The sequence below is a fragment of the Gracilimonas sp. genome (assembly GCF_017641085.1).
Taxonomy (GTDB): Bacteria; Bacteroidota; Rhodothermia; order Balneolales; family Balneolaceae; genus Gracilimonas.
In genome coordinates this window covers 541,344-566,122 of the sequence record NZ_JAEPPI010000003.1, presented here as the reverse complement: position 1 = coordinate 566,122, position 24,779 = coordinate 541,344, and the positions used below count along the sequence as shown (strand labels likewise).

Below are 24,779 nucleotides of genomic sequence, written 5' to 3'. Positions count from 1 at the left end.
AAAATTAAAAATTGGGTGGTCAAGAACTCCCAACCCAATTTTTAATTCTTAATTTTAAATTTTCAATCCTCTTCCGCCCAGGCTTCTACATCATCCAGAACTTCGGCAAAGTCGATGCCATCTTTTGCTTTGTTGATGGTGGCCTCGTAATGAACCGGGCCTTCTTCTTCACGGCTGATTAATTTCGTGGCCAGTTTATTGGTGATATTCTGTTGAATCACCCGCTTCAGCGGACGCGCTCCATACACCGGGTCATATCCCCGGACAGCCAGCCAGTCTTTGACAGTATCAGATACATCAAGGGTCACTTCACTCTTCCGGAGCATTTCGTGCACTCTTCGAAGCTGAATATCCACAATGGCTCGGATGTGTTCCTGACCCAGCGGATGAAATACAATGGTATCGTCCACTCGGTTCAAAAACTCCGGCCGGATGGTTTGCTTCAGCTGCTCAATCAGTTTGTTTTGAAGCTCTTCGTATTTCTCATCACTCATATTGCCACCGGTTTTCTCAATCTCATTGGAAATCAGGTGCGAACCAATATTCGACGTCATAATGATGATCGTATTTTTGAAATCCACCGTAACACCTTTGTTATCAGTCAGGCGGCCTTCATCCAGTACCTGCAGCAGAATGTTGAATACATCCGCGTGTGCTTTTTCGATTTCGTCCAGCAGAATAACCGAATAAGGATGTCGACGTGCGGCCTCCGTAAGCTGTCCACCCTCGTCGTAGCCTACATATCCCGGAGGAGCTCCCACCAAACGGCTTACGCTGTGCTTCTCCATGTACTCACTCATATCGATTCGAATCATGGCATTTTCGTCGTTGAACAAAAAATCTGCCAGCGAACGGGCAAGCTCGGTTTTACCCACACCGGTTGACCCGAGAAAGAAGAAGGAGCCAATCGGTTTCTGTTCATCCTGAAGTCCGGCCCGCGAACGCCGAACAGCATGAGATACAGCTTCAATTGCTTTATCTTGGCCGATTACCCGCTTATGTAGTTCTTCTTCCAACTGCAGCAGTTTCTTACGTTCACTTTGTAGCATCTTCCGAACCGGAATGCCGGTCCAGCGTGCAACGATATCGGCGATGTCTTCCGCATCCACCTCCTCTTTCAGCAAAGACTGATTTTCCTGCATGTCATCCAGTTTCTTTTGCGACTCCTGCAGTTCATTCTCAAGCTGGGTGATTGTTCCATAGCGTAATTCAGCTACTTTTTCATAGTTCCCCTGTCGCTCAGCTTTATCGGCTTCGTTTCGGGCCGTGTCAATGGCTTGCTTCAGCTCTCTCACCCTTTGGATCAGTTCGCGTTCCTGCTCCCATTGCACCCGCATCGATTTTCGATCTTCTTCCAGATCGGCGAGCTCTTTCTCAATCCCTTTCATTTTGGATTGATCTTTTTCCCGTTTTAATGCCTCCCGCTCAATTTCTAACTGACGGATTTGGCGTTCCAGGGCATCCAGTTCTTCCGGAAGGGAATCAATCTGAAGCCGTAACCGGGAAGCGGCCTCATCAATCAGGTCAATAGCTTTATCCGGGAGAAAACGATCTCCGATATATCGGTGGGAAAGCTCGGCTGCAGCTACCACGGCCGAGTCGGTTATCCGAACACCGTGATGTACTTCATAACGCTCCTGCAATCCGCGGAGAATCGAAACCGTATCTTCAACAGAAGGTTCGCCCACCAACACAGTTTGTAGTCGCCGTTCCAACGCTTTGTCTTTCTCAATGTACTTGCGGTATTCATCGAGCGTAGTGGCCCCGATGGCGTGAAGTTCGCCCCGGGCAAGCGCCGGCTTCAGAATGTTGGCAGCATCCATGGCGCCCTCGGTGGCACCGGCTCCAACCAGGGTATGAATCTCATCAATAAACAAAATGATTTCACCGTCAGAATCCGATACATCTTTCACTACCGCTTTCAGTCGTTCTTCAAACTCACCACGGAATTTTGTACCTGCTACCAGCGAGCCCATATCGAGGGCTACAATTCGTTTGGTTTTAAGTCCTTCAGGAACATCCCCACGAACTATTCTCAAAGCCATGCCTTCAGCGATAGCTGTTTTACCTACACCGGGTTCACCAATTAAAACGGGGTTATTCTTTGTTCGGCGGGTAAGAATTTGCATTACGCGCCGGATTTCCTGATCCCGGCCAATAACGGGATCCAGCTTATTCTTTTCGGCCAGGTCATTGAGGTCGCGGGCGTATTTCTTCAGGGCCCCATACCGGCTTTCAGCATTCGGATCGTCCACGGTTTGATTGCCACGGACATCCTTCAACACTTTCAGAATGTTCTCTTTGGTCACGCTCTGATCTTTCAACAGATTCGCGATCTCCCCTTTTACGGTCGTCATTCCAATTAATACGTGTTCGGAACTGATGTATTCATCGCCCAGCTTATTTCCTTCTTTCTGGGCAACATCAAAAAGTTCTTTACTCGTATTGGATAAATACTGACCTGAAACGGAAGCACCCTGAACTTTTGGAAGCCGGTCCAGGGTTGTTTCCACCACGTTCTCAATAGCCGACGGGTTTGCCCCCAATTTGCTCAACAATGTATTTACTATGCTCTCTTGGTCACTCAGAAATGCTTTTAAAATATGGGCAGGTTCAACGGCTTGGTTGTTGTAGCTTTGGGCCAGCTCAAGTGCTTTTTGTACAGCCTCCTGCGCTTTCAGTGTAAATTTATTCAGATTCATGTCAATCTCCTTTTTTCTTTTCTACCTGAATAAAAACCAAAATCGTGCCTACGAAATTTTATTGACAGAATTGCAGGACGAAAATGAATTTGAAGGGTAATGGCTGCAGTTCATTTTTTTGAGAAGCTACATATAGACAGGAACAGAAGAGCATCAGTATTAGAAATCAACTCAAACCGGTGATTGCTGTGCGTGCAATAACATCAGCTCTACTTGTCATTTAATGGAAGCTCATATTCTATTGAAGTAGATGCTATCCCCCTGAAATTGCTTAAAATAAAAAACCCCGAACTGTATCAGAGTTCAGGGTTTGGGTTTTTCGGGGTACAAATTCTTTTCTAAAATCTTATGCTATAAGATACAAAATGTTAACAAAGTATCCGTGTAATTTTTGGTAAATGGAAAACACGTTTTGAGTCGGTTATAGTTCCCGACCCGGAATAAAAACCCTGATCCGTATCAGGGATCAAGGTTTGGGTTTTCGGGGTACAAAAATCTATGCTTCGATTACATTTATATCTCGAAAGCGATGTATTGTTCCAAATCATTTCTTTTAATGGTCAAAAGAACAACATCAGTTTCTAAATCTTCAAGCTGTTCGTAAAAATCTTTTGTTGAATCAATAGGTGTTCTGCCAACTTCGGTAATAATGTCCCGGGATCTGAGCCCTCTTTCGTAAGCATTACTGCCATCTCTCACTTCCAGAACAACAACTCCTTCGGTTTCGTTTTCAATATTGAGCTGTCTGCGAATTTCAGATGACAGCTCCCGTACCGTAAAGCCAAGTCGCTCGTCCATCTCTTCTTTATTTTGAGGGGCGATAGAAGCTGTTTGTTCCTGAGGACGTTTTCCTAACGTAACGTCCAGCGTCATATTATCTTCATCACGGATAATACCCAGGGCAATTTCATCTCCCGGTTTGAAAGAAGCAATTCTGGTTCGGAAACTGGCCCAGTCTTTGACCTTTTCTCCGTTCAATGATACGATGATATCTTTTTCCTGTAAACCGGCTTTATCCGCAGGCCCGTCTTCATCAACACGACCTACCATGATTCCCCGGATATCCCCAAGTCCCAGTCCACGTGCCATCGTTTGATCTACTTCTCCGGCCATGTACATTCCCAGATACCCTCTGGAAACTTCGCCATCATCAACCAGATCGTTCATAATTCGTTTTGCCAGGTTGATGGGGATGGTAAATCCAATGCCGTCATTTCCACCGGATCGGGATGCAATAGCCGAATTAATTCCTACTAATTCTCCATTTATATCAATGAGGGCGCCGCCGGAGTTACCCGGATTGATGGCTGCATCCGTCTGAATAAAATCTTCATAACCAACCCATTGCTCCTGTCGGTTTTGGATCAACCCAATATTCCGGCCCTTAGCAGAGACGATTCCAAAAGATACCGTGTGTGCTAAATTCTCGCTAAGCGGACTTCCAATTGCCAGTACAAATGAGCCTACTTTTAATTCATCGCTGTTGCCCATTGGAACAGCCGGTGGATTATCTACATCTATTCTTAGTACGGCGATGTCGGTTTGCGGGTCTGTGCCAATCAGTTCGGCATCAACTTCGTTGCCATCAAACAAACGCACCTGTATTTCATCGGCTTGTTCAATTACATGGTTATTGGTCAGTATATACCCTTCATCAGATACAATCACTCCTGAACCTAACCCACGCTGAACTCGCTCCCGGGTTTCACCGTCACCTCTGGGGTTTCCAAAAAACTGTGAAAAAGGATTGATTACCCGCACTTCTTCCACACGCTTAGTGGTTATGGTTACAACCGATGGATTTGTGTTTTCGGCGATATCAACAATGGCATCATTAAAATCTTTGAGTGAAGCAACCGGCTTTTCCTCAGCAGATTCTACTTTATTTTTGGTAGAATCCGAAAAGGTTACGGAAGTGCTGTCGATGGCAAGATTAAAACCTAACAACACAACAACCGCTGCGGCCACCCCAAATATATTCTTTACTGTGGTACTCATATTTACTCTGATTTAATTGTTATTCATGGATTGCGGTCTTAACAACGTGTCACCTTATTAAAATTGTGTGCTTCCACAAACCTTTACAATTCTGTAGATGTAAATAAGAAACCGAAGCCCCACTGAAGGGACTTCGGCTCCCTTAACCTAATGGATCAGATTTATGAAATCTCGATCTTCTTCTTAACCTTTTCTTCGCTTTTGGCAATGGTGATATTCAGAATACCATTTTCATATTTCGCAGTAATACTTTCTTCATCAATACTGTCGGGTAGCTGGAAAGAACGGCTGAATGAGCCATAACTTGATTCTACCCTGTGAAAGTTTTTACCGCTTCCTTCGCTCTCGAGTTTACGCTCACCGCTTATTGTAAGGTGTCCGTTGTCGAGATCAACGTTAATATCTTCTTTATTCATACCGGGTAGCGAAACTGAAACATCGAACTGATTTTCAGTTTCAGAAATATCTACTGAAGGCATGAACGAATCGTTTCTGTAATTCAGTGATTCATTGAAAAACTCATCTAAGATATCGCTGAATCTTTTTGAGTGAAGATCAACATTGGGTCGGGTGTAATTAACAAGTGCCATAATTAACCTCGCATTTAAGTTTTCGTTTTTTCATTAATTCATTTCAACTAATGCAAGGCATATGCCAACAGAATCAGCAAAGGGATATGCTGACAGACGGGCAAACGATACTGATGAAATTTCAGACAGAATCTATAAAATAGAAAGGTTGACAGTGAAGCCGTTTCAACTATGACAGACTCCAGACAAAATTGACAGAGGGGGAGCTTAGGTTTTAGGGATTAGGTGTTAGGTGTTAGGGTCATCTTGAGCGGAAGCGAAAGATCTTTGCCCTTAATACTTGGTATCTAAATAAAGCTAAGATTCTTCGCTTACGCTGAGTGACTAACTAACACCTAACACCTAATCCCTAATCCCTAATCCCTATCCCCTAACACCTCTAAGAATAACTCTTCTTCCACTCGCGGGCTACGAGAAAGGCCATTTCGAGGCTCTGTTCGTAATTGAGTCGCGGATCACAGAAAGTCTCATAATTATGCTGAAGTTCTTTTTCACCCAAGCCTTTGGCGCCACCCACACATTCGGTCACATTATCACCGGTAAGCTCAAGGTGAACACCGCCGAGGTAACTCCCCTCCGACCGATGTATAGCAAATGATGACTGAACTTCACTTAATATATCATCAAAGTTTCGGGTCTTAATGCCGCCATCGGTGCTGAATGTATTTCCGTGCATGGGGTCTGAACTCCAAACAACCGGGAATCCTTCCCGACGAACGGCTTGTATCAGTTTAGGTAGTTCCTTTTCAACGATGTCTTTTCCGAAACGGGTGATGAGCACAATTTTACCTGCCTCATGATTAGGATTCAGCGTTTCTATCAGCTTCATCGTTTCATCAATTTCATAAGGAGGCCCTAATTTAATGCCCACCGGATTATTGATCCCCTTAAAGTACTCAACATGTGCCCCGTCCAGGTCACGGGTTCGATTACCCAGCCACACCATATGTGCACTCAGGTTAAAATATCCTTTTTTACGCGGAACAGGTCGGGTTTGGGCTGAATCGTAATACAAGTTCAGCGCTTCGTGTGAAGTATAGAAGTCTACTTTTTGTAGTGTTGAGAACGTATCCGGTGCAATAGACTCAACAAAACGCACGGCTTTGGTTATGGAGTTCACCATATCCTCGTATTCGGCGTAATATTCGTTGTTCTGCATAAAATCGAGTTCCCATTGTTCGGGATGATGCAAATCGGCAAAACCTTCATCTGCCAAAGCTCGCAAGAAATTCAGCGTTAAACCGGCTTTGTGATAGCCTTCCAACAGTCGCTGTGGATCGGGCATGCGAATTCCGGACTCAGACTCATAGCCATTGATAAGATCTCCGCGGTAATTATGAATCTCTTCCCCATTCACCATTTCAAAATCATTGGAGCGTGGCTTGGCATACTGCCCGGCAATCCGGCCAACTCTCAACACGGGTACGCCCATCTCGTGAATCAGAATGAAGCTGGTTTGCAGCAGCACCTTCACCATGTTCACAATTTTGGGTGCTTTTGTAGCGTCAAAACTCTCGGCACAGTCTCCACCCTGTAAAAGAAATGCTTTTCCTGCCGCAACATTGGCCAGCTTATCCTTCAGGGCTTCAATTTCCCATGAAGTGACAAGCGGTGGCAGAGATTTTAGGGTTTCAAAACTTTTATCCAGTCGCTCCTGATCGGGATATTCCGGCAGTTGCTTTACCGGTTTATCTTTCCACGATGTTGGCGACCAATTTTTATGTGCTACTTCTTGCATGCGTACAATTTTTGTTGAATGAACAGGTAAACTATCGGTTTTTTGGGGTTAATGCTTAAAAAATTCTCACACACATTGTTTTGCCTAATCAAATATATTACCAGCGAATTCTTAAAGACAGATTATGTTAGAAACGAAATTGCGGATTTTGGTGGTTGACGACCATCCGGCATTAGTAACACTTACGAGGCATAAATTAATTCAAAAAGGGTACGAGGTGTTAACCGCTCAGAATGGCGAAGATGCCCTCGAATTAACCCGAACAGAATATCCGGATCTCATCCTCAGTGATGTAGATATGCCGATTATGGATGGGTTCGAACTTTGTGAGCATATCAAGAAAGATACCCGGCTTAATAAAATCCCGATTATTCTGGTTACTTCTATGGTGACCACCGAACACATTATGAAGGGAATTGAAGCCGGTGCAGATAATTACCTCACCAAGCCATTTGATGACGAAACCCTTTACAGTAAGATCGATGAGTTGATGCTGAATCCCCCTCCTCCGGTAAAGGAAGATGATACGGTAAAAGTGGAAATTGAGGGCAAAGAGTATGAGATCAAAGCCGATTATTCGTACCTGGTTAATCTGTTGATTTCCACTTATAAGAATACCCTTGCTCAAAATAATCAGCTGAGCAGAATGCAAAGCGGGTTAAACGCCGCCAATAAAGAGCTTGAGCTTACCAAAAATGAACATGAGGAACTGATCCATAACATTTTCCCGGAAAAGATTGCGGAGAACCTGCTGGCTTATGGAACCGTAACCCCCGAGCGGTACCATGATACCACCATCATGTTTACGGACTTTGAAGGATTTACAAAGGTAGTCCCCGAACTCAGCCCGGAAAAACTCATCGAAAGCCTTTCGTTTTACTTCGACCGGTTTGACGAATACACCCGGCAACACAATCTGATTAAGATAAAAACCATTGGCGACAGCTACATGGCTGCTGGGGGAATCCCTGAGCGTAACCAGTCGCACCCCATCGATACCATCCTTACAGCTCTTAAAATCAGGGATTTTGTTCAATCCTTTGGAGATAAAAATCAATCGGGCACTCCATACCTCCCGGTACGCATTGGTATTCACACCGGAAAAGTAGTAGTTGGGGTGATTGGAAAGACCCGCTTTGCTTACGACATCTGGGGAGAAACCGTAAATGTGGCATCCCGATTGGAAGAACATTCCAGAGAAAACTCCATCAATATCTCTGAATCTACTTACGAGCGGGTTAAAGATTTCTTTGAGTGTGAATCGCGCGGAGAAATTGAAACCAAGTACATCGGCAACCTGAAGATGTATTTTGTGAAGAGAATTAAACCCGAATTATCTGAAGATGCTGAAGGTATATTTCCGAACCGGCTATTTATCAGAGAGTACAATAGTCTAATCAGGACTGCCGGGGAAGATAACGACGAATAATCTACGCCTTTTCTCCTCCTTTAGGACCGTAGAAAAATACCCAGGTGGCAAAGTCTTCCGTAAAATCTTCAAACCGGTGCACCTCTCCGGCCGGCACAAATAATACCTGTCCGGCTTCAAAAGGATATCTTTTATCTCCATTTACAAAAAAGCCGGAGCCGGATATCACCACATAAATTTCATCCTGTTCATGCGGTTGCTGTTTGTCTGTCTGATCGGGCTTATAATACTCCACTTCAAGACTTCCATGCCCGAACAGTTTAATGAATTCCTTATCCGTTTCTTTTAAACGTTTGGCTGCTTTTTCGGGGGTGATTTCGGTGGCTGATAGGTTTTATTCTTCCATGCTCATTTGATTTATCGCAATTAGTAAAATTCACCCATCAAATTCCATTTCCTTATCAGTCTTCACCTTGCATTCAAATCTTTCTAAAAAAGGAATGAAGGAATTCCGGGCTCTGTTTTGTATTTTTCAAAGTTCTGAATTTTAAAAACACGAGAGACTTTGCAACATAACATTGTAGTACGCGGCGCCCGCGAACACAACCTCAAAAATATTGACATCGACATCCCCCGCGATCAGTTGGTCGTGATTACCGGACTTTCCGGTTCGGGGAAATCATCACTGGCTTTTGACACTATTTATGCTGAAGGCCAGCGACGGTTTTTGGAATCTCTTTCCGCCTATGCCCGCCAGTTTTTGGGGATGATGGAACGCCCTGCCGTAGATTTTATTGACGGCCTCTCTCCCGTTATTTCCATCGATCAAAAAACCACCAATCGAAATCCACGCTCTACCGTTGGTACTGTCACTGAAATTTATGACTTCCTCCGCCTGCTCTACGCCCGCGTTGGTATTCCCTATTCTTACAAAACCGGGAATGAGATGAAAAAACAGTCGGCCGACCAGGTGGTGCAGGCTGTGATGGATATGCCGGAAGGAACCAAAGCATATTGTTTGGCCCCGGTGGTACGTGGTAGAAAAGGGCACTATCGCGAATTATTTGAGCAAACCATTAAACAGGGTTTTGTACAAGCCCGAATTGACGGTGAGTTTAAAGATCTGGAAGATGACATGAAGCTGGATCGTTATAAAACTCATAATATTGAGATTGTGGTTGACCGGTTCGTGATTTCAGAAAAAAGTGAGAAACGCATTGCTGACAGTATTCGGTTGGCGCTGGAAATGGCCGATGGAAATGTGATTCTTGCCATCAAAGAAGGTGACGAAACTACAGACCGGCTGTTCTCCCAGAAACTATTCGATCCTGAAAGCGGACTCGCTTATGAAGATCCCGCTCCGAACCTGTTTTCCTTCAACTCCCCCTACGGAAATTGTAAAGAATGTGAAGGACTTGGATATACGTATGATGTAAGCTGGGATTTACTCGTTCCCAATAAAGACCAAAGCATTGCCGATGGCGGAATTCGTTTCCTGGGTGCTCCCCGCGATATTTTTGTATTCAAGCAGCTGAAAGCCATTCTCGATTCTTTTGGTCTGGACTTTGAAACCCCCATCAAGGATTACCCTGAAGAGCTGATCGATATCCTCATGAATGGCAGCGGAGATAAGAAATTCTCTGTCAGCTACGATTTCAAGGATAACTCGGTGACCTATAAGCACAAGTTTGAAGGCTTACGAAATACCATCATCGATCAGTATCACAATAGTAAATCCAACAAACAGCGCGACAAAGCCAAAGCCTTTATGGATAAGGTGACTTGTCCGGAATGTGATGGCGGCCGGCTCAACAAAGAAGCTCTTTCCTATAAAATTGACGGCCATACCATTCACGATCTCGTGCAAAAAGATATTCAGGAACTGCGCGATACCTTGTATGGAATTAACCTGAATGAACGTCAGCAGATTATCGGAAATCAGGTGCTAAAAGAAATTCGTGACCGGCTCGACTTCCTGCTGAATGTAGGGTTGAGTTACCTCAGCCTTGACCGGGAAGCACAAACTCTGAGTGGCGGTGAGGCTCAGCGCATCAGGCTTGCAACACAAATCGGAACCCAATTGGTGGGTGTACTTTATATTCTCGACGAGCCAAGCATCGGTCTTCACCAGCGCGACAACATCAAACTGATAAAATCATTAGAAACCCTTCGCGATCTTGGAAACAGCGTGATTGTTGTAGAACACGACCGGGAAACCATAGAACATGCTGATTTTGTAGCTGATCTTGGTCCGGGAGCCGGGGTTAATGGCGGACACATTGTAACGGCCGGCAAACCGGATGAACTCGATCCCGAATCCAGTACAGCCAAATTCCTGAACGATGAAGAAGTCATTGAAATGCCGGAAACAAGGCGTGAAGGAAACGAAAAATCTATCAAAGTGACCAATGCCCGCGGACATAACCTTAAAAATCAGGATCTGGAAGTTCCTCTGGGCAAATTCATTTGTGTTACAGGTGTTAGCGGAAGTGGAAAAAGTTCACTGATCAACCAAACACTGGTACCGATTCTTTCCAATTATTTCTACAAGTCGAAAACCGTGCCACTGACTTATGATGGCATTGAAGGTATCGACAATGTTGACAAAATCATCTCCATTGATCAGAGTCCGATTGGCCGTACACCTCGTTCCAATCCCGGCACATATACCAAAGTGTTTGACTACATTCGACGGTTGTTTGCCGAGCTGCCCGAATCTAAAATCCGGGGCTATGACCAGGGGCGTTTTTCTTTTAATGTGAAAGGCGGACGATGTGAGGAATGTGGCGGAGATGGTGTCCGCAAAATCGAAATGAACTTCCTGCCCGACGTGTATGTAACCTGTGAAACCTGCAATGGAAAACGCTACAACCGGGAAACCCTCGAAATCTATTATAAAGGCAAAAACATCTCGGATGTATTGAAAATGCCCATCAGAGATGCAGCCGATTTTTTTGATGCCCAACCGGCTATAAGCCGAAAACTGGAAACACTGGTAGATGTTGGGCTGGGATATCTTACCCTTGGCCAATCTTCCACCACGTTATCGGGCGGGGAGGCTCAACGCATTAAGCTGGCTCGCGAGCTTTCCAAAGTTGGAACCGGTGATACGTTGTATGTGATGGACGAACCCACAACCGGACTTCACTTCCAGGATGTGCGAATGCTCGTAAATGTAATCCAGCAGCTTGTAGAAAAAGGAAATACGGTGATGGTGATTGAGCACAACCTCGACCTCATCAAAGCCGCCGACTGGATTATTGACCTCGGTCCCGAGGGTGGAGCCGGAGGCGGTGAGATCATCGCAACCGGAACTCCTGAAGAGGTAGCCGAAGTGGAAAAATCTTATACGGGGCAGTTTTTAAAGCAGGAATTTGAGCGATTGAGCAAACAACCGGCATAGCTTCATTTCTTTTCAACTTTTACTTTCACAATGGGGTATTTGTTGATTATATTTTGAGTCTGAATGAACTTTTTCAGAACACATATCACCCGATCGTTTAGCGTTGGCCTGCTGCTTGCCGGAATGGTTTTCTATTTCATGAAACCGGTAAGTGATAATGCAGAGCAAGACGCGTTTACCTCGTGGCTGAAATCAAATTTGAAGTCCGGTGACAATACATCGGTTGTAGATCAGCTCAAAGAACTTTCCTCCGGCACTGATGAACTGGAATCTGTGATTCGTCAGGCATCGGCTTTGGTGAAAGCCCACGCAGATGACTTTCAATTTCCCGTGGATGCACAATCCAAAGACGAAAGTGAAGTTTTCCGTGTTCTGCTAAAAGAATGGACTGCCTATCAGAATTCATCTTCCGGAATGGGCAACGCTGTACTTATTAAACAAGCTCAGCCTCATTCAGTTTTACCGGTTGATGGATTAGCCTTTTATGGCAAAATGGTTGCGGAACAACAAGCATTTACTTTTTCTCCTGCCGGGGAAAAGTTTGAGCAGCAGTCTGTCAGCCAGTACAACTTTCATATCTCTCCCCTTTCCGGCGGCACAGCAATTGGTGCGCCATAGAAGCCAACTCTTCTCTAAAAACTTTTTCATTTCTTTTTAAGTGAAAAGTGATCACGCAATAAAGTAAATAGCATTAAGAACTTGCTCACTTTATTGTTCTTCACGTATCACCCCAAATTTTCAAACTTCTAAATAATAAATAACATGCAAGGAAACGGATTTAAAATCGGTTGTATCGTGGCTTTTCTGGCCCTTACAATTTATTACCTCTACCCAACAGTAGTATGGTCATTAGAACAAAACTATATGGAAGAGCTCAGTCCTTCTGAACGAGCTCAGTACCAGGAAGAAAACCAGCAAAAGCTGGAAGATCTTCGTACCAACACCCTTTCCCTGGGTCTTGACCTTCAGGGTGGTATGCACGTAACGCTTGAAGTGGGCGTGCCACAGCTGATCAGAGAATTGGCCGGCGAAAATGCCGATCAGCTTCTGAATGACGTGATTGATGTAGCTGCTGAACGATCGCTCGAAAACGACACGGATTTCATCGACGAAATGGTTGCTGAATTCGAATCTCGCGACCCTGATGCCCGTCTCAGCCGGTACTACCGAAATGATGCAATGGACATCACCCGTCGTTCTACCAACGAAGAAATCGCTACCTTCCTGAAAACACAGCGACAGTCCGCTCTCGACAGGGCCATCGAAATTATTCGTACCCGTGTTGACCGTTACGGTGTAACCGAGCCTTCTATTGTGAAGCAGGGTAACAACCGTATTGTTGTTGAGCTGCCCGGCGTGGAAGACAAAGAACGTGTACGCAGCCTTCTGAAAGGAACTGCGCGACTCGAATTCCGCCTGGCTGCTGATGCCCAGGAGTTCCGTGGTTTTGTAAACTCCGTATATGAATATTACGACGACTACACCGCAAGTGCTGATACTGCTGATTCAGCCGCTTCAAACCAATTCAATCCTTTAGAGGAAGTGTTGGTACCGGCTCAAAGTCCATACCTCGTTGGGTATGCTACTCCTGAAGATACCGCCAGGGTCATGGACCTTTTGACAACTGATGATATTCAGCGCATGATGCCAAGAAGTACCACCATGATGTGGAGTGCGAATCCTCTTGAAGGACAAGGCGGTTCAGACCTTTACCAGCTGATTGGTGTAAGAACTCAGGTAGAGCTGACCGGAGACGTAATTGAAGCCGCAAGCGTACAGTTTGACCCGGCTACCAACGTACCCGAAGTTTCTATGACTATGAATAGCGAAGGCGCCCGTAAATGGGGGCGAATCACCGGTGCTAACATTGGCAAGCCGGTAGCTATTGTTCTGGATGGATTTGTATTCTCTTACCCGAATGTAAATACCAAGATTTCCAATGGTCGTTCGTCCATCACCGGGTTAGATGGTGTGGACGAAGCCGAGGATTTGGTAAACATCCTGCTTTCAGGTGCCCTGCCCGCTCCTTTGGAAATTCTTGAAGAACGTACCGTTGGTGCTACTCTTGGTGCTGAATCTATTCAAGCCGGTTTAAACTCCATCCTGTTTGGATTGGGTATTGTAGCCATCTTTATGATTATCTACTACCGCACCGGTGGCGGAATTGCAGATCTCGCGCTGCTGCTCAACATTATTTTCATCCTCGGTATTCTGGCGGCATTCAAAGCCACCCTTACCCTGCCGGGAATTGCCGGTATTGTATTGACAATCGGTATGGCGGTGGATGCCAACGTACTGATATTTGACCGTATCCGTGAAGAGCAACGAACAGGAAAAACCCTCAAAGCATCTATTGAAGCAGGTTATGCCAACGCAATGAGTGCCATTGTTGATGCCAACGTAACCACCTTCTTTGTGGCTATCATCCTCTTCAGTTTTGGAGTTGGGCCAATCAAAGGTTTCGCAGTTACACTGATGGCCGGTATTGTAGCATCATTGTTTAGTGCTATTGTGATTACACGGGTAGTTGTTGATTACCTGACACAAGCCAAAAAATCTGCTGTAAGCTTCGGTTAATCAGTAAAAAGAAATTTAAAACGACAAAAGGAATAATATTATGAGATGGTTTGAAACCCCTAATTTTGACTTTAACGGAGCACGGAAGGTGGCCTATATTTTCTCGGCTATTCTGTTCCTCGCTTCGCTTGGAGCAATTCTGACAAAAGGACTCCAGTATGGTATCGACTTTAAAGGCGGTAAGGAGTTCGTACTGGATTTCGAGAACCCGGTAAGCGTGGTTGACATGAGATCGGACCTTTCCGAGCCCCTCGGTGCCACACCGGAACTGAAACTGTTCGGTTCTGAAAGTGAGATCCTCATCCGTACCGACAATGAGCTACCCATCAGCGAGGTGCAACAAATTATTACCTCCTCGATGACCGAACTCTACCCCGATAACCCATTCACGGTGATTAAAACCGATGTAGTAGGTCCGCGTTTTGCCGAAGATTTGAAATCCGGAGCATTACAGGCCATTATCTACGCCATTGTGATTATCTTTATCTACATCCTCATCCGTTTCCGGAACTGGACGTTCTCGGCCGGGGCGGTCGCTGCACTGATTCATGATGTGGTTATTGTATTGGGTGTATTCACCTTAATGTCTGACCTCGTTCCGTTCAGCCTTCAGGTTGACCAGGCCATTATTGCGGCCTTCCTGACCATTGTGGGTTATTCATTGAACGATACGGTGGTTGTATTTGACCGTATCCGTGAAAACTCCAATGTGCACAAAGGGATGGAATTTATGCCGATGGTAAACAAAAGTTTGAATGACACTCTAAGCCGTACCGTCATAACTTCCATTACCACCTTGTTTGTGGTAACTGTGCTGTTTATTTTCGGCGGTGAGGTGTTGAAAGGCTTTTCTTTTGCCCTCTTAATCGGTATTGTACTTGGTACATACAGTTCGCTATTTGTAGCCAGTTCGTTGGTAGTTGAACTCGAAGCACGTACAAAAAAATCTTAAAACATAAACAACAGGAAATCTATGAGCTTTAATACATCAGAACGCTACAACAGCGTTGTTATCGAATTCAAAGGGAACGTTATGGGTGGCCCTGATGCAGTTAGTCTGAATGAAAAATTGCATGAACTCATCGACAATGATAAAACCAACATTGTGGTTGATCTTGGAAAAGTGAAATTCATGAATTCATCCGGACTTGGTATGTTGATTGGAGCTCTTACCACTATGCGTAAAGCCGGTGGTGATCTTAGAATTGCCAACGCAACCGACAAGATCGAAAGCCTGTTGATAGTCACGAAACTGATCACGGTATTCAAACACTACAAGTCTGTAGAAGAAGCCGCTGAATCATTTGAAGAGTGATTTTATAACTTAAAACTGAATACAGAGGGGTGTTCCGCACCCCTTTTTTATTGAACAAATTATGAGTACAAGAGTTGTTATTGGAGCACAGTGGGGTGATGAAGGTAAAGGCAAAATTGTTGACCTGCTCAGCGATAAAGCCGATTACGTTGTTCGTTTCCAGGGCGGTGCGAATGCCGGACATACCCTCAAGTTCGACGATAAAAAAGTAGTTCTTCATCTTATTCCTTCGGGGATATTTAATGGCGATGCTGATTGTGTGATCGGTAATGGGGTTGTTATCGATCCCATCGCACTGGTGGAAGAAATCAAAGGCGTACAAGACCTGGGATTCAGTCTCGAGGGACGGTTTCACATCAGTCAAACGGCCCATGTAATCCTTCCCTACCACAAACTCCTTGATCAGCTTAAAGAAAAACGTCGCGGTGGCGATGCCATCGGTACCACAGGTCGGGGTATTGGCCCGGCTTATGTGAGTAAAGTATCCCGCGTGGGTATTCGTATGGTTGATCTGCTGGATCGCGAAATCCTTAAAGAGAAGATTGACCAAAACCTCAAAGACATCAATTTTGCGCTGGAAAACCTGTATAAGGAACCTACGCTAAAAACAAAAGAACTGATGGCTGAGCTGGAAGATGCCATCCAAACGCTGGAACCCTTTATCTGCAACACCACCAACATGCTGCACGAGGGTATCAAGAATGATAAATCCATTTTACTTGAAGGCGCACAGGGTACCATGCTGGATGTAGATCATGGAACGTATCCTTTTGTAACCTCTTCATCTCCAACCTCCGGCGGAGCCTGTACCGGGTCAGGAATTCCACCTACGGCTTTAGATAAAGTAATGGGTATCACCAAAGCCTATTGCACCCGTGTTGGAAACGGCCCCTTCCCTACTGAACTACTTGACGAAACCGGCGAAGAATTGCGTAAGAAAGGAGCTGAATTCGGTGCCACTACCGGGCGTCCTCGTCGCTGTGGCTGGCTCGATTTAGTTGCGCTGAAATATGTGGTTCAACTGAACGGCATCAACGAGCTCACGCTCACCAAGATGGACGTGATGGACGGCTTTGAAGAGATTAAAGTATGTACCGGCTACAAGCTGAATGGAGAAGAAACTGATGTTTTCCCACTTTGCCTTGATGAAATCCGTGATGTGGAACCGGTGTACACCTCACTTCCGGGCTGGAAAAATTCAATTGAAGGGATGACCAACTGGGACGACCTTCCCGCTACGGCACAATCCTATATTCACTTTATTGAAGAATACCTGGGTGTGAAGTTCACCATTATTTCTACCGGGCCGAAGCGTACCGAAACTATTGTGCTTTAAAAAAATCACCATGGTCATCCCGGCCTTGAGCCGGGATATCCCATAAACAAACGAAAAAGTTTATGAAGATCGCGAGTCTAAGCCCGCGATGGCTCCGGGTAATACCTTAGTTCGATTACTTCCCGGCGTATTCCAGCAGCTCATCATAGGCTTCCTGGCATTCTTCCAGCAGGTCTTCCAGTTCCTCAGGAAAAGGCTCGTTCTTGGATTTGTAAGCCCTGAACCCTGTTGAGCGGTGAACATTATGGTACCAATATTTGGCCCAAACACCGTCTTCTTTACGGGGACCGGCCGGCCATTTCAGCATGGCTTCATCAAAAGGAATACCAAGTGTACCGCATAATTCACGAAGACGGGATTGCGGATACTGCAGAATATCTTTCGAATCCACTATGAGTGGCTTCTTGCCAATATTGTCCAGGTACTTGACCACTTCCAGGTGTTTGGCATATCCGACATCCTGCATAGTTGGGTTCTTAACCTGCTTTGCATATGAAGGCAGCATATCCTTTGGTGGGCGAGTCAGGATGACGTTAATCGTTTCTTCCAGAAAGCTCCAATCCAGGTTTACCAGATGGTGGGTCATATTCTTGAAGAAAGCGATCGGGGTATCGTAATCGCCCAGGATAATTTCATCCACCACTTTCTGTCCATCATTTTCTTGGCTTTTCAGTACTTCATCAGCACCGGGATGATAGTTTTTGGCATCGGTATTTGCCAGGTAATGAGCATACAAAGGCTCATCAAAAACCGTGGAATCATCGCGCTGGGCGAAAGAATACATAAGTGCTGTTGAGATATTTCGTGGACCGCTCCACAAACAAATTCGTTTTGTCTTTAACATTTCTCCGTTTTTTACTTTAGCGGTCAGTCCGGTCCTTCTCAAATAATCCTACTCTGCGGACGACCTGTATCTATATTAAAAAATTATACTTTAACTTCATTCACTTGTGCCTCAATAGCCTGCTCATACAGTTTCTGAAGGCGTTGAGTCATGGTTCCGGGTACAGTTTCCGTAATTGTTCGGCCGTCTATCCCGGTTACGGGAGTGAGCCCTCCAAAACTTCCGGTTACAAAAGCTTCATCTGCTCCATACACATCAAATAAGGAAAAGTTCTTCTGGAAACAGGGGATTCCTGCTTGTTCACAAATTTCAATCACTTTACCGCGGGTTATACCATTCATGCAATACTGACCGGTGGATGTCCACACTTCACCGTCCTTCACCATAAAAAAGTTAGTGGCGTTACAGGTAGAAACGAAACCGTTTACATCCAGCATCAAAGCTTCATCAGCGCCGGCTTCCAGGGCTTGGACCAGTGCCTGCACCTCATGGATCTTGCTATGGCAGTTAAGCCGGGGATCCAGGTAATCGGGCGAACCCCGGCGAATGGTACTGGTGAACAACGTCACTCCTTTGTCTCGGCTCTCCGGGTCTGCTTTCTTGTATTCTGCGATAATTACAAGATTAGGCCCTGATACGGTGAGCCGTGGGTCTTGAGATGGGGTTTTCTTGATTCCCCGGGTAAACATGAGGCGCACGTGTACGCCATCCTTCATGTCGTTGGCGTCCAGGGTTTCCCAAATAGCTTTGGTTATTTCATCGCGGCTCATGCCCAAATCCATGCCCACCGTTTTGGCGCCCTGAAACAACCGGTCATAATGTTCTTTCAGAAAGACGAGCACTCCTTTGTGTAGGCGAAATCCTTCCCAAACGCCATCCCCCACCAAATACCCGCTGTCAAAAACAGATATTTTGGCTTCGTTACGGGGAAAAAGCTCCCCGTTCACATAAATAAGTACTTCTTCGTTACGCGGATCATAAACCGCATTATGTGTGCCGTGCGTCATGCTTTTATTCAATAATGATTGCCCTCAAATAAAAGAAATATAACGCTCGGTTGCGAATTTCGTTTTTAGAGAGGTTCTGAGGAGGATTTTACCCGTTTTCGGGCTCATTCGTCCAGCACAACACCTAAGGTTCAGTCAGCCACGTAAAGTTGTCGATCTCCTTATTCCTCAAAAACAAGAGCATCAGGATCGGCACCCAGCTCTTTGAGGTATCCCATCACGGCTTCATTGAAAGGCATTGGCCCGCAAACGTAGAATGGCTGATCAAAGTCATCGATTTGAGATTCTAAAAACTCCTTATCGATAAAGCCATCCAGGAACAGGTGATCTCCGGAAGGTTCTTCGTTCGTGATGGCATTCACAAAATTATCTCCCAGGATGTTTTCAAACTCCTCTTTCAGGATGATATCCTCTTCCGTTTTATTGGAGAAGATGAGTTTGTTATCCCCTACTTTTCCCTTCTTATGCAAGTCTCTGAAGATGGCTATAAACGGGGTTACACCAGCTCCACCGGCCAGGAACACACCTTCACCTTTATATTGAATGGTTCCCCATGCGTCGTCCACAATCAGGGAATCTCCAACTTGCAGCTTACCAAGCTGCTCAGTAACCCCGTCATGGTCGGGATAGATTTTAATCACAAATTCGAGGTCCGGGTCTTCATTGAGTGAGGTAAAAGTAAACGGCCGCTTTTCGTCCCGCCAGCCATCCTTGTCTATAGCAACTTCGGTCGCCTGGCCGGGTTCGAATGTGTATCCCTCAGGCTTTTCGAGGGTGAACTGTTTAACGTCGTGCGTTACATTTTGAATGTCTTTAATCTTCAGTGTATGCGCCATAATTCTATCTTTCTTAATCTTCGATAGTAACTACAATTATGGCTTTAAAAACATTCGCTACACTTATTGAGAACTCCGAAAAAGCCTCAGGTTCTTCATGGCTTCGCCCTGAACTTTCTTTTGCAGGAATGGAGACCAGCCCAGAATGTATCCCGGCACGCCCAATGCCATCGCTGACCATTTCCAGAAATTAAACTCATCGAGGTGACCAGCAATCAAACCGTCCTGAAACTCAAAATGAGCGGTAATTTTGTTATGGACTTTTCTACCTGTTTTAGAAAAAAGATATGAAGCTTCCCATTGGGCCGACCCTCTCTGGTCATTGGCCCGAACAGAGTGAAAACGAAGATCAAATTCTTTAGCCTTTGAACACAGCATGCTCCACATAGCATCAATTTCTTCTTTAGAACCAAGATCAAATACCGGGTCTTTAAAGGATGCTTCCTCATGATAACAGCTCATCATGGATTCAGTATCCAAATCCTGGAAGGCCGAATAGAAGCGGGTGATTAGTTTTTCATTCTTATGCATGCTTTGATCCTCGTAGTATTGCTGAAATTGAACCTGTGATTACAACTATTAAACTACCCACAAGTGTATAAAGTGGCCAGGCGATGGCCAGCCCGTCTCCGGGAAGCAAATTTTGAATTGGGCCCTGAACCATGAAAAGCAATGCGATCAACCCGCAGAAAAAGCCAATTAATGCATCTGTTTTGTCCGGCTTGCTGAAAAACATTCCCAACAGAAATGCTCCTAATAATCCGCCATAGGTATAGGACGCTATCCCCAGCCCCAATTCCACAATGGCCGGGCGTTCGCCTCCCTGAAGCTGCAGAATCGCAAAGAAAACAGCTGATGCCGTAAGAATTATCCCCCAGCCCATCGTAATTTTACGGGACATGGACAGGTCCTCAGCTTCGGTATTATTCTTTCCGAAATAAGGTTTGTATAAATCATAGGTGGTTGAGGAAGCCAATGAGTTCAGAGAGGAGCTCAGGCTGCTCATGGCTGCTGCAAACAGGGCGGCCACAATAAGCCCCGACACCCCGACCGGTAGCTGCTCTACGATGAATTTAGCAAATACTTCGTCAGTGGTAGCCAATCCCATTTCTGTGGCAGAAACTCCTTCATAAAACATGTAAAGCAACAACCCAATCCCCATAAAAAGAGCAAACTGAAGCATAGCCACAATTCCACTCCAGATCATCGCCTTTTGGCCGGATTTTAGATTACGAGTAGCCAGCACCCGCTGCACCAAAAGCTGATCGGTTCCATGAGAAGCCAGCGAGAATACAGCCCCGCCCACAAGTGCTGTGATTAAGGTGTACGGCTGAGCGATGAATTCCCTGAAACTCATATCAAAGCCAAGATTGACCAGTTGCAACTTCTCGCCGGGCAGTTCGAATCCTGCCGGCAAATTCCCCAGTAAAACTCCTACTGCTATTAATGCACCACCGATGTACACGATCATCTGCACAAAATCCATCCAAACCACCGCTTTGATGCCTCCAAAGAATGTATAAACAAGCGTTATGGCCGTAATCACGCAAATGGACAGAATGTAGAGCTCAAGATCACCCCAACCGGAAAAAGCACCGCCTAACCGCAGAATAATAGCGAGAGGAATAGCGGTGGCAAACAGCCGGACTCCATCAGCCAGCAGGCGGGTAATCATAAAAGTTGAACTTGCCGCATTACGCATGCCGGCACCGAATCGCTTTTCCAGAAAGGTATAAGCCGTGAACAATTCGCCTTCATAGTATTTGGGGAGAAAGAACAACGCGACGCCGATCCTGCCAATTACATATCCCACCGTTATTTGCAGAAAGGTCAGGTTCCCTCCATAAGCCACGGCCGGAATACTGATAAAAGTAAGCGTGCTTGTTTCGGTGGCTACAATAGAGAATAACACCGCCCACCATGGAATCCCTTCACCCCCTAAAAAGTAATCTTTATTGGAAGTTTGCTTTCCGGATGACTTTAATCCCAAAAAAGCTACACCGACCAGGTAAACAACAATAACAATGTAATCGATAACAGAAAATTGCATACAGCTCAGTTTAGATGAGAAGTGGGTTCTGCCCGGTTTCCATCTGCATTGCAAACTGAAACATCAAAGCCCTTAACAATGCTGTACCCGCCATAAACGCCTTCTTTATTCAGAGCTATATATCCAACCTGTGTATCTTTCTTGTTCGAGGAATCTCTTTCAATAATTCGCTGAATAGCAATTTTGCATGCTTCTTCCGGGGAATGACCGGCACGCATCATTTCCACCACCAAATGGCACCCCGCCGTTTTAATAACCTCTTCTCCAGCTCCGGTTGCAACAGCCCCTCCAAATTTGGGATCGATAAAAAGACCGGCTCCGATTATGGGAGAATCGCCTACACGTCCGTGCATCTTATAAGCAGCGCCACTGGTGGTACAGGCTCCACAAAGCCTGCCGTCTTTGTCCAGAGCCAGCATTCCTATGGTATCGTGGTTCTCTATATTGACTTCAAGCTGATACTCTGAAGTCTCGAGCCATTTCTTCCATTCTTTTTCCGCCACCGGTGTAAGCAGGTTTTCCTTTTCAAATCCCTGAGAAAGAGCAAACTGCCGGGCTCCTTCTCCCACCAGCATAGCATGTGGAGTGTCCGTCATTACTTTACGCGCCACCGAGACCGGGTGTTTGATATCCTGCAGAAAAGCTACCGATCCACATTCTCCGTTTTCATCCATCACGCAGGCATCCAGGGTTACATTTCCGTCTCGGTCGGGCCGGCCTCCATAACCAACCGTACTATTTTTTGGATTTGCCTCTTCCACCTTCACACCGGCTTCTACGGCGTCAAGGGCGTAGCCACCTTTGTCTAAAATCTGCCAGGCCGCCTCATTTGCCCTTACTCCCGTTCTCCAGGTTGAAACGACCACCGGTTTCTTACCGGTTTGAACCGGTCCCGATTTTGCTTTTAAAACATTTAGTGGAAGCAACCCCAGTGCTGTGGCCTTTATAAACTCTTTTCTGTTGAACATGCTATCTCCGTTAAGGTGTGCGACCTGCTCTTATTTACCCCATATTCGTCAATTCTTTTATCTCTTCAAAAAAGAGACAAACTTCTGAACGGCTTTCCCGCGGTGTGAAATATCATTTTTAATAGCCGAATCCAGTTCGGCAAAAGTTTTATCGAAGCCTTCCGGCTTAAAAACGGGATCGTACCCAAATCCTTTATCACCTTTTTCTTCGGTAAGTATTTCCCCTTTACAAATCCCTTCAAAAACATATTCCTTATCAGAATGCACGAGTGCAACTACGGTTCTGAATTGTGCTTTCCGGTCGGTAATCCCGTCTAATTCGGTCAGCAATTTGTTCACGTTATCCTGATAGCTTGCCCGCTTTCCGGCATAACGGGCGGAATACACTCCGGGTTCTCCGTTCAAGGAGTCCACTTCCAGGCCAGTATCATCCGACAGAGCAGGAAGCCCGGTTTCTTTGGCGACGTATCGAGCTTTTTTGAGCGCATTCCCCTGCAAGGTTGGTTGATCTTCCACGACCTCTTTCAGCTCCGGAAAGCCTTTTGTGGAAAGAACCTCAATCCCGAGAGGCCTCAGAATTTGTTCGAGTTCCTCAATCTTATGAGGGTTCTGCGATGCTATAACAAGTTTGGTAAGCTTCACCCTTTCTTCCTCGGAAAAAGTTTAAAGTACAAGTTAATTCCACTCCCGATCGTAAGCAACGCGTTCAGAGCCGTAAATACCGTATCGTCAATCAGCACGGAGTAAACGGTAAGCATCAGGCTTGATGAAAAATACATAATGATAAAGGCGATGTTCATGGAGGTACTGCCCTCTTTAATGGTTTCCCAGGTTTGAGGTATCCATGCGGCTACTAAAATGCCGAACCCGACCCATCCTAATAATTCTATTCCTGTCATTCTCTGCCTTATTTTAGCTGATGTAAAATTTCCTGTGCTTCATGCCACTTCAATCTTGGCCCGTATTGCGATACGATCCTGGAACCCGCTAAACTTGCCAGCTTCCCGGAATTTGCGAACCCAAGGTTATTGGTAACCCCGTATAGAAAAGCTCCGGCAAACATATCTCCTGCCCCGTTGCTATCCACAGCTTTTACTTCATATGGCTCTATGTCGATAAAAGTATCACCATCAAAAATCATGGCTCCATTTCGGCCCTGAGTGATTACGAACCTTTTGGCTTCCTGCTTCAGGTCTTCACGGGCTTCCAGCAGATCATCCTTTCCGGTAAAAGCTTTGGCTTCTTCTTCATTACAGAACATGAGATCTACAGAAGCTCCAATCACATCTTTAAAATTTTCTTTAAAGGCCTGAACGATAGATGGATCGGAAAGGGTGATGGCTGTCTTCACATTATTGTCTTCCGCGATTTTTTTTGCTTGCTTCATCGCTGCCAGCCCTTCTTCTGCTGCAACCAGGTATCCTTCCAGGTACACGTACTCTGAATCTTTGATTGCCCGTTCGTCGACTTCATTCGTTGATAGTCCGGATGAAATTCCCAGATAGGTATTCATTGTTCGGTCGGCGTCTTCGGTGATCATCACCAGGCATTTCCCTGTGACTCCCTCTTCCCGCTGCTGCCGATCAAAGTTAGTGGGGATGCCGGCGTCTTCCATGTCTTTAAGATAGAAATCTCCGAATTCGTCGGCCGCCACTTTACACGAATAAAAGGCATTCCCGCCAAACTGACTGACCGCAATAACCGTATTCGCCGCCGAACCGCCGGATTTTTTCTCCGTTTTTTGATGATCAATAGCTCCTATCAGGCGACGCTGGGTTTCTTCATCCACCAGGGTCATCAACCCTTTCTGGACATCGTGTTGCTGAAGAAAATCGGGACTTACTTTAAACTCTAAATCTACCAGGGCATTACCAATGCCGTACACATTATACTTTTTACTCATGGATAATTTTGTGACTCAATATCAATTTTTTTCGGAGCCCTAAAAGTACGGACATGAGATAAGCTTTAAAAACAATAGATAGATACCAAAAAAAATAAAGCCCTCTCTTCTTTCGAAAAGAGGGCTTGAAGTTTGTGACTAAA

Annotated in this window: 21 protein-coding genes; 7 read left to right on the top strand and 14 right to left on the bottom strand. The window is 45.5% G+C overall.

Annotation, left to right across the window (positions count from 1 at the left end):
* Window positions 1–62 precede the first annotated feature (62 nt).
* The 4 genes from clpB to JJ941_RS13450 form a co-directional block, all read right to left on the bottom strand.
* Window positions 63–2,702 (bottom strand): ATP-dependent chaperone ClpB, encoded by a 2,640-nt coding sequence (gene clpB, locus JJ941_RS13465; RefSeq protein ID WP_290966233.1) that lies wholly within the window; start codon window positions 2,700–2,702, stop codon window positions 63–65.
* A 513-nt stretch (window positions 2,703–3,215) separates the two neighbouring features.
* Entirely contained in the window at window positions 3,216–4,700 is a 1,485-nt protein-coding gene (locus tag JJ941_RS13460; RefSeq protein WP_290966230.1) for a Do family serine endopeptidase, read from the bottom strand.
* Window positions 4,701–4,861: 161 nt separating this feature from the next.
* On the bottom strand, window positions 4,862–5,290 hold the full coding sequence (locus tag JJ941_RS13455; protein ID WP_290966228.1) for an Hsp20/alpha crystallin family protein: 429 nt from the start codon (window positions 5,288–5,290) through the stop codon (window positions 4,862–4,864).
* Window positions 5,291–5,669: 379 nt separating this feature from the next.
* On the bottom strand, window positions 5,670–7,028 hold the full coding sequence (locus JJ941_RS13450; protein WP_290966227.1) for a class II 3-deoxy-7-phosphoheptulonate synthase: 1,359 nt from the start codon (window positions 7,026–7,028) through the stop codon (window positions 5,670–5,672).
* A 124-nt stretch (window positions 7,029–7,152) separates the two neighbouring features.
* Between JJ941_RS13450 and JJ941_RS13445 the strand changes: the two genes are divergently transcribed.
* The gene (locus tag JJ941_RS13445; RefSeq protein ID WP_290966223.1) at window positions 7,153–8,457 is read left to right on the top strand and encodes an adenylate/guanylate cyclase domain-containing protein; all 1,305 of its coding nucleotides are present in this window, start codon (window positions 7,153–7,155) and stop codon (window positions 8,455–8,457) included.
* 1 nt (window position 8,458) lies between these two features.
* Here the strand turns inward: JJ941_RS13445 and JJ941_RS13440 are convergent, their stop codons facing one another.
* On the bottom strand, window positions 8,459–8,692 hold the full coding sequence (locus JJ941_RS13440) for a cupin domain-containing protein (RefSeq protein ID WP_290966220.1): 234 nt from the start codon (window positions 8,690–8,692) through the stop codon (window positions 8,459–8,461).
* Window positions 8,693–8,962: 270 nt separating this feature from the next.
* On the opposite strand from JJ941_RS13440, the gene uvrA reads away from it, so the two are divergent.
* From uvrA to JJ941_RS13410, 6 genes are all read left to right on the top strand, one after another.
* On the top strand, window positions 8,963–11,800 hold the full coding sequence (gene uvrA, locus JJ941_RS13435) for an excinuclease ABC subunit UvrA (protein ID WP_290966217.1): 2,838 nt from the start codon (window positions 8,963–8,965) through the stop codon (window positions 11,798–11,800).
* A 63-nt stretch (window positions 11,801–11,863) separates the two neighbouring features.
* Window positions 11,864–12,418, top strand: coding sequence for a hypothetical protein (locus JJ941_RS13430; RefSeq protein ID WP_290966214.1), 555 nt, complete (start codon window positions 11,864–11,866; stop codon window positions 12,416–12,418).
* A gap of 144 nt (window positions 12,419–12,562) precedes the next feature.
* Entirely contained in the window at window positions 12,563–14,377 is a 1,815-nt protein-coding gene (gene secD / locus JJ941_RS13425; protein WP_290966211.1) for a protein translocase subunit SecD, read from the top strand.
* 40 nt (window positions 14,378–14,417) lie between these two features.
* Window positions 14,418–15,329 (top strand): protein translocase subunit SecF, encoded by a 912-nt coding sequence (gene secF, locus JJ941_RS13420; RefSeq protein WP_290966207.1) that lies wholly within the window; start codon window positions 14,418–14,420, stop codon window positions 15,327–15,329.
* 21 nt (window positions 15,330–15,350) lie between these two features.
* On the top strand, window positions 15,351–15,692 hold the full coding sequence (locus JJ941_RS13415) for an STAS domain-containing protein (protein ID WP_255132945.1): 342 nt from the start codon (window positions 15,351–15,353) through the stop codon (window positions 15,690–15,692).
* A 61-nt stretch (window positions 15,693–15,753) separates the two neighbouring features.
* Entirely contained in the window at window positions 15,754–17,028 is a 1,275-nt protein-coding gene (locus tag JJ941_RS13410; protein ID WP_290966203.1) for an adenylosuccinate synthase, read from the top strand.
* Between the two features lie 115 nt (window positions 17,029–17,143).
* On the opposite strand, the gene JJ941_RS13405 is transcribed toward JJ941_RS13410, so the two are convergent.
* The 9 genes from JJ941_RS13405 to JJ941_RS13365 all read right to left on the bottom strand — a co-directional run bounded on the left by JJ941_RS13405 (window position 17,144) and on the right by JJ941_RS13365 (window position 24,636).
* A complete protein-coding gene (locus JJ941_RS13405; protein ID WP_255132949.1) occupies window positions 17,144–17,872 on the bottom strand; it encodes a sulfotransferase family protein in 729 nt (242 codons plus the stop codon).
* Window positions 17,873–17,955: 83 nt separating this feature from the next.
* Window positions 17,956–18,879, bottom strand: coding sequence for an aminotransferase class IV (locus tag JJ941_RS13400; protein WP_290966199.1), 924 nt, complete (start codon window positions 18,877–18,879; stop codon window positions 17,956–17,958).
* Between the two features lie 161 nt (window positions 18,880–19,040).
* Entirely contained in the window at window positions 19,041–19,715 is a 675-nt protein-coding gene (locus JJ941_RS13395) for an FAD-binding oxidoreductase (RefSeq protein WP_290966196.1), read from the bottom strand.
* 63 nt (window positions 19,716–19,778) lie between these two features.
* Entirely contained in the window at window positions 19,779–20,246 is a 468-nt protein-coding gene (locus JJ941_RS13390) for a nuclear transport factor 2 family protein (RefSeq protein ID WP_290966193.1), read from the bottom strand.
* Window positions 20,239–21,765, bottom strand: coding sequence for a sodium:solute symporter (locus tag JJ941_RS13385; RefSeq protein WP_290966190.1), 1,527 nt, complete (start codon window positions 21,763–21,765; stop codon window positions 20,239–20,241). Before JJ941_RS13385 ends, JJ941_RS13390 begins: the two co-directional genes overlap by 8 nt.
* A gap of 5 nt (window positions 21,766–21,770) precedes the next feature.
* Window positions 21,771–22,733, bottom strand: a complete 963-nt coding sequence (locus JJ941_RS13380; RefSeq protein WP_290966187.1) for a N(4)-(beta-N-acetylglucosaminyl)-L-asparaginase — start codon at window positions 22,731–22,733, stop codon at window positions 21,771–21,773.
* A 57-nt stretch (window positions 22,734–22,790) separates the two neighbouring features.
* Window positions 22,791–23,375, bottom strand: a complete 585-nt coding sequence (gene rdgB / locus JJ941_RS13375; protein WP_290966184.1) for an RdgB/HAM1 family non-canonical purine NTP pyrophosphatase — start codon at window positions 23,373–23,375, stop codon at window positions 22,791–22,793.
* On the bottom strand, window positions 23,372–23,632 hold the full coding sequence (locus JJ941_RS13370) for a PQ-loop domain-containing transporter (RefSeq protein WP_290966182.1): 261 nt from the start codon (window positions 23,630–23,632) through the stop codon (window positions 23,372–23,374). Before JJ941_RS13370 ends, rdgB begins: the two co-directional genes overlap by 4 nt.
* Window positions 23,633–23,640: 8 nt before the next feature.
* On the bottom strand, window positions 23,641–24,636 hold the full coding sequence (locus JJ941_RS13365) for an adenosine kinase (RefSeq protein ID WP_290966180.1): 996 nt from the start codon (window positions 24,634–24,636) through the stop codon (window positions 23,641–23,643).
* Window positions 24,637–24,779: the final 143 nt, after the last annotated feature.